The sequence below is a fragment of the Xenorhabdus sp. PB61.4 genome, from assembly GCF_963894935.1.
GTDB classification, from domain to species: domain Bacteria; phylum Pseudomonadota; class Gammaproteobacteria; order Enterobacterales; family Enterobacteriaceae; genus Xenorhabdus; species Xenorhabdus stockiae.
In genome coordinates this window covers 1-8,812 of the sequence record NZ_CAWQJR010000045.1, presented here as the reverse complement: position 1 = coordinate 8,812, position 8,812 = coordinate 1, and the positions used below count along the sequence as shown (strand labels likewise).

Annotated in this window: 8 protein-coding genes; 3 read left to right on the top strand and 5 right to left on the bottom strand. The window is 43.0% G+C overall.

Annotated features, from left to right (window positions below; all coding sequences use genetic code 11):
- Positions 1–418 precede the first annotated feature (418 nt).
- A complete protein-coding gene (locus AACX68_RS03675) occupies positions 419–862 on the top strand; it encodes an N-acetyltransferase (protein ID WP_228860634.1) in 444 nt (147 codons plus the stop codon).
- A 41-nt stretch (positions 863–903) separates the two neighbouring features.
- The gene (locus AACX68_RS03670; RefSeq protein ID WP_255705726.1) at positions 904–1,518 is read left to right on the top strand and encodes a pyridoxamine 5'-phosphate oxidase family protein; all 615 of its coding nucleotides are present in this window, start codon (positions 904–906) and stop codon (positions 1,516–1,518) included.
- Positions 1,519–1,572: 54 nt separating this feature from the next.
- On the opposite strand, the gene AACX68_RS03665 is transcribed toward AACX68_RS03670, so the two are convergent.
- Entirely contained in the window at positions 1,573–2,001 is a 429-nt protein-coding gene (locus AACX68_RS03665; RefSeq protein WP_228860633.1) for a DUF3574 domain-containing protein, read from the bottom strand.
- An 82-nt stretch (positions 2,002–2,083) separates the two neighbouring features.
- On the bottom strand, positions 2,084–2,878 hold the full coding sequence (locus tag AACX68_RS03660; RefSeq protein WP_228860632.1) for a helix-turn-helix transcriptional regulator: 795 nt from the start codon (positions 2,876–2,878) through the stop codon (positions 2,084–2,086).
- 107 nt (positions 2,879–2,985) lie between these two features.
- On the opposite strand from AACX68_RS03660, the gene AACX68_RS03655 reads away from it, so the two are divergent.
- Positions 2,986–4,383 carry an MFS transporter gene (locus tag AACX68_RS03655; RefSeq protein ID WP_228860631.1) on the top strand — a complete coding sequence of 466 codons (1,398 nt, stop codon included), beginning with the start codon at positions 2,986–2,988 and terminating at the stop codon, positions 4,381–4,383.
- A gap of 117 nt (positions 4,384–4,500) precedes the next feature.
- On the opposite strand, the gene AACX68_RS03650 is transcribed toward AACX68_RS03655, so the two are convergent.
- The 3 genes from AACX68_RS03650 to AACX68_RS03640 all read right to left on the bottom strand — a co-directional run bounded on the left by AACX68_RS03650 (position 4,501) and on the right by AACX68_RS03640 (position 8,739).
- Positions 4,501–6,153, bottom strand: coding sequence for a bifunctional aspartate transaminase/aspartate 4-decarboxylase (locus tag AACX68_RS03650; RefSeq protein ID WP_228860630.1), 1,653 nt, complete (start codon positions 6,151–6,153; stop codon positions 4,501–4,503).
- 33 nt (positions 6,154–6,186) lie between these two features.
- Entirely contained in the window at positions 6,187–7,878 is a 1,692-nt protein-coding gene (gene aspT / locus AACX68_RS03645) for an aspartate-alanine antiporter (protein ID WP_228860629.1), read from the bottom strand.
- Positions 7,879–8,175: 297 nt separating this feature from the next.
- Positions 8,176–8,739 (bottom strand): NADPH-dependent FMN reductase, encoded by a 564-nt coding sequence (locus tag AACX68_RS03640; protein WP_228860628.1) that lies wholly within the window; start codon positions 8,737–8,739, stop codon positions 8,176–8,178.
- Between the last annotated feature and the right edge of the window lie 73 nt (positions 8,740–8,812).

Genomic DNA, 8,812 nt, shown 5'->3' with positions numbered 1-8,812 from the left:
ATCATAATGAGATTTTATTTTCATGACTAAACTCATTTTCATTAATACACAGAAAAATGGCTATTTAAAAACGTGATAATAGATAATTAATCTGGATTCTGGTTTAGCTCATAGTTTTATAAAACTAACAAGAGGTTGATGTGTGAGCAAATAGGCTGAAAAAGAGTTATCTGATTTTTTTTTACAATATACCAATAGTATTGAAATAAAATATGGCTTCACAACTATCTGTAACTTTATTAAATAACATAATTCTATAAAAAATTTTTTGGGTCTGGGGTTTACTTCTGAAAAGAATGTCGTGCGCAGTAGTGGAGGATTTTTTACTCTACTAAAAAATAATTCCTTATACTCCAAATTTCATTAAACCTTCATTTATCATATCTGTACTCAAAAAAGAGAAAACATTGGAATAATAATGATCAGAAAATTTTTAAGAGAAGATATGGACACGGTTCTGAAAATCTGGCTGGAGGCGTCCATTAAAGCACACCATTTCGTCGCGGCTGATTTCTGGCAATCCCAGATTGAAAATATGAGGAATATCTATATTCCGGCATCTGAAGTGTATGTCTATACTCAAAACCAAAAGGTCATCGGTTTTTATGCGTTACATAATGATATATTAGCTGCAATTTTTGTATCACCTGATAGTCAGGGGCAGGGAGTGGGTAAGAAATTAATCATGGATGCTAAAAGTCGCAGAACTGAACTTACTCTGTCCGTCTATCAGGAAAATAAAAGCAGTTATAATTTTTACCTGTCACAAGGTTTTTATGTAGCGGAAGAGGGTAAAGATGAGGTGACAGGGCATTCTGAATATGTGATGCATTTTCGCAAATTAAATACGCCTGCCATATAAAACAGAGCCGATTACGGGTTGATATGAGGATAGATTCCATAATGGATAAAATTGTTACTGATATTACTGAACTTGAGCAAATTTACGGAAAGCCAGTAGGGGCTTCTGTATTTAAAGAAACTGACCATATTCATCCGGCTTATCGACCATTTATTGAAGCAGCACCATTTGCCATGTTGGCGACTGCGGGCAAAGACGGGCTGGATGCTTCACCACGGGGAGATCAGCCGGGATTTATTCATATCGAGGATAAAAAGACGCTAATCTTGCCTGATAGGAGGGGAAATAATCGTATTGATAGCCTGCGTAATATTCTTCATGACAATCGTGTTGCATTGTTACTGTTAATTCCGGGGATTGGCGAGACCCTGCGTATTAATGGTCGGGCAGAAATTCTGGTTACGCCGTCAATATTAGAACGTTTTGCCCATCGTAATGCTTTACCGCACTCTGTCTTGCGGATTACGGTCGATGCAGTTTTCTTCCAATGCAGCCGAGCCATTATGCGTTCAGGTTTATGGGATGTGTCAACTCAGATTGATCGTAGTGCCTTACCTAGTCCGGGTTATATTCTCAAGGCATTGAGTAAAAATGAATTTGATGATGTTGAGTATGATGCTCAATTACCTCAACGGCTTAAAGACAATTTGTACTAATTTATTCAGGTGTCAGTAAGGATCCCTTATCCCGGTTCATCGCCGGGATATTTCTTAGAACGATACGCATACCGGCGCATCTACCCGCATTACTGAATCTTGCGCAAACTGCTGTTTATAGCTGCTGCGTAGCGCCTCGATATTTGTTTCGCTCTTCTTGCCCGGTGTATGGATTAACAGTAATGCTTTGCTGCTTTCGCGCGCCAGATTGCCGTCGTTGCCTAACCATTGTCCCTTAGCATCAAAAACCGACAGACCGTCTTTAAAGCGTGGCGTGACCTGTCGATCGATGAATGTTTGCCACTCGGCGGCAGTAATCACCGGCCCTGACGGACGGTTCAGTCCAAAGTAGAGTGTAGTCTGGATCATGGGTTCGCCGGTATGACAATCCTGCGAGGGTGTTGGTGAAATAGTGTTACGATTTGGTGTTGCACAGCCGCTTAACAGCAAGGCGGTGACAACCAGTACTGGAATCTTTTTCATTGACTGTTTTTGTCCCTCAAATATTGAATTTATTAAACGCTGGGTCATATGCAAAAAAACGTCCGTAACGTTAATGATGACGCTACAAGGAAGGTATTTGTTTCGCATAAACAATTAAACGTAGATATTTTTCTAAATCAATAGTCAGTGAGGTGTACTCAAAAGGAATAATTTGCTGATTAATACTCAACGACCGCACTCCATTACAGGGTTCATAGATTTCATGCCGATGCCACATTTCATAAAAATCAGGGGAAATTTTAAGTAATTTATTCACCAGATCCTGAACATAACTATCTTTTGAAGCTATCGCATAATCACGCCTGAAACTGGCTAACATTTTATAAGCATCCTGTTGCCAATTTGGTAATAATTCACGGTAATGATTATTGGTAAATAACAACCATAATAAATTACGTTGCTCATCTTTTATCTGGCTGAAATGAAAATATTCATCGGCCTGCTGGTTAAATTCCAGCACATCCCAATATAGATTTAATACATACGTTAAATGAGGGGATAAATCCCCCATCAATCGTTTGATCAGGGGAGAAATAAAACTTCGCGTCTGGCTGGTGGTAATAGGTTCACGCATATGGGCCAGTAAATAGAGATGCCGCCGTTCTGCTGAATTGAGTTTAAAAACACTGGCAATATTATCTAAAAAAGTTGCCGATACGCCAATTTCCCGACCTTGTTCTAACCATGTGTACCATGTCAGGCCAACACCGGCCAAAGCCGCGACTTCTTCACGCCTTAACCCCGATGTTCTCCGTCGGCCAATGTGCGGTAGCCCGACAGATTCAGGGCTGATACTTTCTCTTTTAGTACGCAAAAAATTGGCTAATTCAGTACGAGTTCTTTTTAACTTTGACATTGAGATCAGTCCCATTACTTTTAGTAATAGTATAATTGATTAAATTGTAACAGGATAATATGAGAACTAAAATCCTCTTAATTTCAAATAGCGAGGGGGTTCTGATTATGACTAAAAGGGATTATTTAGCCCTGTCCGTATTATTACTGGCTGGATTTGTGACTATTTTTGATTTGTTTGTTGTCAATATTGCCGTTACCAATATCCAGACCCACTTACAGGCAAGTATATTTCAGGTTACGCTGGTCATTGTGACCTATGAAATTGGGTTTGGTTTATTGCTGATTACCGGTGGTCGTTTAGGCGATTTGTTTGGCAGACGGCGGTTATTTCAGTTTGGTATTCTTACCTTTACATTCACATCATTACTTTGTGGTTTAGCGCCAACCGCAAATACTTTAATTATCGCTCGTTTCTTGCAGGGTCTTGCTGCTGCACTCTTATTTCCACAGGTATATTCCTGTATTCGTGTTAATTTCGAGGGAGACAACGCACGCAAGGCATTTGGATTACTGGGTATGACTTTAGGGTTTGCTGCTATCGCAGGGCAAATCTTAGGTGGATGGATGATATCGGCCAATTTATGGGATTTACAATGGCGATCTATTTTCCTCGTTAATATCCCTGTCGGGATACTGGCACTGATTTTTTCTGGTTATATTCCTGAGAGCAAGGCAAAGGAAAAAACAGGGTTGGACTGGGGAGGAGTCGCACTTTCCGGTATTGGTATTTTTGCCTTATTGTCGCCGCTTTTAGTCGGCCCAGTCCTGGGATGGCCAGCATGGTGTTGGTTACTGCTCTTGTTCTCACTGGTGACGTTGTCACAATTTGTGCGACATGAAAGGCGTTATGTCTATCAGGGAAAAACGCCATTATTCAATTTCGATTTACTGAAAAACAGACAGTTCCGCTTAGGTTGCTTATTGGTTTTGTGTATCTATTCCACATCCAGTTCATTCTTTCTTATTTTTGCATTATTTTTACAAAGTGGTTTGGGTCTTGCTGCCATAGATGCCGGACTAATTTTTGCACCCGCCAGTATTGGGTTTGTTTTATCTTCACTTACAGCGCCTTACTGGGTTAAACGATTCGGTAATCAGGCTATTGTGGCGGGAGCACTGCTATATTTTATCTCATTTATTGTATTGGCTGTTGTTATCGCTCAATTACAGGTTAATTCTAACTTATTATTAATCATTCCGGTTGTTACCATTTTGGGGTATGGGCAGGGTTTTGTGATGACACCATTACTTAATATTGTGCTGGCTTTTGTTCATACTAAATTTGCCGGAATGGCTTCAGGTATTGTCTCTACGCTACAGCAAGTTGGTGCTGCTTTTGGGGTTGCTATTGTCAGTATTCTGGTTCAATGGAAATTAGACATTACAGGTGTTACTGCTTTTATGGGATATCAAAATGCCTTGGTCAGCGGAATGTTCTATAACATCGCTGCCGCTTTTGTTGCATTTTGTCTGTTGAGAGCGTTGAATCGAACGATTCCATGATGACTAAGGTCATTGAACGATAGAGTGCAAAACTTTGCACTCTATCGTTGTTAACAGGCTGATACGCCAAGATCCGTCTTTCGATAGACATTGAACTTAATAGCCACCTATTAAATTTTAATAACTATCTATCTTAGAATGATCTTTTTTATTCACTTTACTTGGGGAAATATTTGATTTGTGTTTTCCCTCTTTTGTGAAAACAACAAAGTATTCCTCAAGTAATTTTTTCAACGCCTTGCCGATAGTGGCATATTCATACTCATTGAGGTTGGCAAGCGATATTCTGCCTGCGGGCTTCAGGGTGCCGAAACCCGAACCTGGCAACATCACAATGCCGGTGTCTTCAGCGATTTTAAACAGGAACTGAGTTGAATCAACCGTACCCTTCACCCATGTTGCGAAAGCATTACCATAAATGCGGCGGGATATTTCCTCCAGATCAAGCAGCGTATAGTAATCAACGGATTCTTCATCATCAGGCTGAACAATGCCCAGTTCACGATATAGCACCGCCTGACGCCGACGAATGATCTTGGTTACAGAGGATTTATAACCATTATCACTATCCATCAGGGAAAACAGAGCAAACAGTACCATTTGAATCTGCTGTGGGGTGGATAATCCGGCGGTATGATTCAGCGCCACACTGCGGCTGTCTGCAACAACCCGGTCAAGGAAGCGCAGGGCACTGACATCAGGAGTGAGGGACTCATAACGTTTATTCAAGCGTTTTTTCTCACTGGCAGGTAAAGCAGCCAGTTTCTGCTCGAGAATATTGTTACGGTGTAACGCAATTACACCGAGACGCCATCCGGTTGCACCAAAATATTTGGAGAATGAATAAACCAGAATTGTGTTCCGTGGGCAGGTCGCGAAAAGGGATTTAAAATCATTAGCGAAAGTGCCATAAACATCATCGGTAAGAATAATCAAATCAGGGCGTTGACGGATAATGTCTGCCAGTTTTTCCAAACCATGCTTATCGATTTTAACGGAAGCCGGGTTACTGGGATTAACGCAGAAAAATATTTTTACCGAAGGATCCAACAACTTTTCCAGCTCGCTGTCGGGATACTGCCAGCGGTTTTTGGGTGACGCCTGTACCATCACCGTCTTAAGCTGAAAATCTTCAAGCTGAGGGATCTCAATATAAGGTGTAAAGATGGGGGAGCCTATTGCCACTTTATCACCGACTTTCACCAGACCATTATTTCGTAGGCTATTGAACAAATAAGTCATTGCTGCTGTGCCGCCCTCAACAGCAAAAAGTTCCACATCTTGTGCTGAAACCAGACCGCCTACCATTTCTTTTACAATGTACTCTCGGGTAATCTGCTCACTAATCCGCTGCATACGCGGAGGTTCTGGATAGTTGGCTCCGAGAATTCCCTCAACCATTTCATGCAGAAACTGGGAAGCCGACAGGCCAAGTTGATCACGAACATAGCTGACGGCTCTGGCGAGAAAAGAGATACCGGGTTGGTCATGGTTTGCTGACAGAAACTCATCAAAGCGCGCCTCAATACCCTCAATCCGGGGCAATCCACCGATATCATGCGGCAAATAAGAATAGGAGAGCTCAGCTTCTGAAGTGGCAAATAGACCTAAACGCCAAAACGCCCGGCGCGGTAAGGTTGCCAGAAAATTCGGGTTCCCACGACCTGCATTGAGCATCGTGCGCCCGGATTTACTTGACGCCAGTTGGATCAACGCATCTTTAAGTTCAAAAGGACTGAGAGCAGCATATTTATCCTGTTGTTTAGACATGTAGTTTACTCCACTTGTAAAGGTTACATTGGCTTATGCAATAGCAACGATGAGTGGGCCTAATAAAGTCAGGAACACATTGGCTAAACCATACGTCACAGCAAAAGGGGCTGTTGGTATGGCATTGCCGGCTTTATTGAGAACTTCACCAAAAGCGGGATTAGCACTGCGGGTTCCCGACAAGGCTCCGGCAAAAATGGCGGCATTGTCATAACGCAGGAGATAACGCCCGATAAACAGCGTAATCATCAACGGTACGACGGTGACCACCACACCAATAAGAAAAATCGAAATACCGCTTGAGCGAATAGTTTCAACCGCTTGCAGGCCTGATTGCAGTCCTACTACGGCCACAAAACCGGCCAGCCCCAAATCACGAAGGATTGAAGAGGCACCGCTGGGTATATTACCGCTCAGCGGCTTACGCGACTGATACCAGCCAAAAAGCAGACCGGACAGCAGTGCACCACCGCCACTTCCCAGAGTAAGAGGCACGGAGCCGATACGTACTATTAGCAGGCCGATTAACAGGCCAACGGCAATACCGAGACAGTGAAAAAGCAAATCTGTCTTGATGCTTTTCACCAGAGAAGCGCCGACCAGTGATATCGCTCGCTGAATATCCTGTTCGCTGCCGTACAGCGTTATCACGTCGTTATGCTTGATGACCGTATCATCAGAAAGGGGCAGCATATTTTCGCCACGTTTTATGCTGATGACATAGATACCATGACGTACATCGGAGGCCACCTGAGTGCGGAGTTCTGCAAGCCGCTTATTAATAAAGGCCGGATTTACCACCAGCGCTTCACTGGTTGTCATGACCATCGATGGCCCGTGCTCGGTCAGCACTTCCTTCCCCAGATGCTTAGCCAGAGCGACAATACCTTGTCGGCGTCCGACCAAAAGTAAAACATCATTCTCCATAAGGAGAAGGTCCGGCGTAACATGAATTTCTTCTCCTCCGCGCTTTAGCCTTTCCAGCGTAACGGGGAACTGTGGAGAAGCTAACGCTTCCAGTTCTGAGACGTGTATATTTTTTGCCGGTCCGGCCTCATAGAGACGGCCCACAATACCCGGTAGAGCAGGCGTCTGGTCTGCGGCTAATAAAGGTGCTCCTTTGAGTAAATCCAGCTCGGCTTTCATCGCATCTTCCTGAATGGATCGCCTCATTATTTTGGGCAGGATATTAACGCAGATAATGATGGTGCCAAGGGAACCGAAAATGTAAGTCACTGCGTAACCGACGGCAACGTTGCCTTGCAACTGTTGTATCTGTGCCGGAGCCAGATCAAGTTTAGCAATGGCTGCACCAGCGGTGCCGATGATCGCGGATTGTGTTAATGCACCTGCGGCGATGCCCGCAGCGGTGCCTTGATCAAGGGAGAAAAGTTTTGCCATGACGACGAGTGTCAACAGCCCACTCACTGCCAGTACCAAAGAAAGTGCAACTTCACGTAGCGTTTGACGGCCCAGCGAGGAAAAGAATTTAGGCCCGCTATCAAAACCGACAGCATAAATAAACAGGGCAAATAGGACATTTTTAATTCCGTCGCCGATACTGACACCAACCTGGCTAATCAATACGGCAACAACCAGTGCGCCGGCTACACCACCCAGTTGGAATGCTCCTAGTTTGAACCTCCCCAACCATGTGCCACCAGCCAGAGCGAGAAAAAGTGCAATTTCAGGAGAAAGGCTAAAAAGTTCATGTAACCAGGCCATTAAATTAGCTCCTTTGTTTTCTTAAATAGAAATTAGCAATGGATTACAGAATGACTGGCTTTTAATGTGATAAGCGAAATAATCTAAGCCGCTCCACTAAATTTAGCACATTTGATGCAGTATGAATTTTGATCACACGGTAGGACAAATACGGGGATAAAATAAGAGACAGGGAGCCGGCATTTCACTCCTAAGAATGTAGAGATATAAAACCGGGATTTGGGATGAGTAATTGCAGCCAGTAAGGCTGCAACCTGAAAGACGGAAAGTATATTTTTAAAGCTTAATACAACTTCCTTACATACCGTACGGATACTGTTGCATTTCATCACCAATAGCGTCTCGTACATGCTTCAAAGCTTCGGCATAAGATTTAAGTAGCTTCAATGTATAGTGAACCCGATTTTCAAAAGCTGTATCACTGCAAACCAATTCAGGAGAAATTAAATTACCAGCCTGACGGAAAATTAAATGATCAGGCAGGAAACAGACATGGTTATTTTTAAAACCAGTCATACGCAGTTCGGAGATAGGATAAACCCCATTTGGTCCACTAGAAACACTGGTTAATAATGCGGGCTTATGTCCTAATTCGGTCACAGAGCAATATAACAATAAGTTTTTCAGTGCTGGTGGCACCATCCCATGCCATTCAGGAGAGACAAAAATAAAGGCATCACTGTCTCTTAAATAATGAGCAATTGCCTGCCACGGGTGGAATTCCGCTGAGATATCGGTTGTATAGCCATCATGAAGAGGGAGTTCGACATTACATAATTCAAGAAATGTGGTATCGGTAAATCCATATTCACTACTTAACTTCACGCGATGCTCGACTTTCATGGTGAGTTGAAATGACATAGCCGCTCCTTTATAACTTTAAGTCGTCAAAAATAGAGAAATAAAGGAACAAAAGGCTATGTCACAGCAAGAT

Excerpts from the sequence above, each read along its gene's own strand:
- AACX68_RS03675 (WP_228860634.1), top strand. The coding sequence starts at position 419 with ATGATCAGAAAATTTTTAAGAGAAGATATGGACACGGTTCTGAAAATC.
- aspT (WP_228860629.1), bottom strand. The coding sequence starts at position 7,878 with ATGGCCTGGTTACATGAACTTTTTAGCCTTTCTCCTGAAATTGCACTT.
- AACX68_RS03655 (WP_228860631.1), top strand. The coding sequence starts at position 2,986 with ATGACTAAAAGGGATTATTTAGCCCTGTCCGTATTATTACTGGCTGGA.
- AACX68_RS03670 (WP_255705726.1), top strand. The coding sequence starts at position 904 with ATGGATAAAATTGTTACTGATATTACTGAACTTGAGCAAATTTACGGA.
- AACX68_RS03660 (WP_228860632.1), bottom strand. The coding sequence starts at position 2,878 with ATGTCAAAGTTAAAAAGAACTCGTACTGAATTAGCCAATTTTTTGCGT.
- AACX68_RS03650 (WP_228860630.1), bottom strand. The coding sequence starts at position 6,153 with ATGTCTAAACAACAGGATAAATATGCTGCTCTCAGTCCTTTTGAACTT.
- AACX68_RS03665 (WP_228860633.1), bottom strand. The coding sequence starts at position 2,001 with ATGAAAAAGATTCCAGTACTGGTTGTCACCGCCTTGCTGTTAAGCGGC.
- AACX68_RS03640 (WP_228860628.1), bottom strand. The coding sequence starts at position 8,739 with ATGTCATTTCAACTCACCATGAAAGTCGAGCATCGCGTGAAGTTAAGT.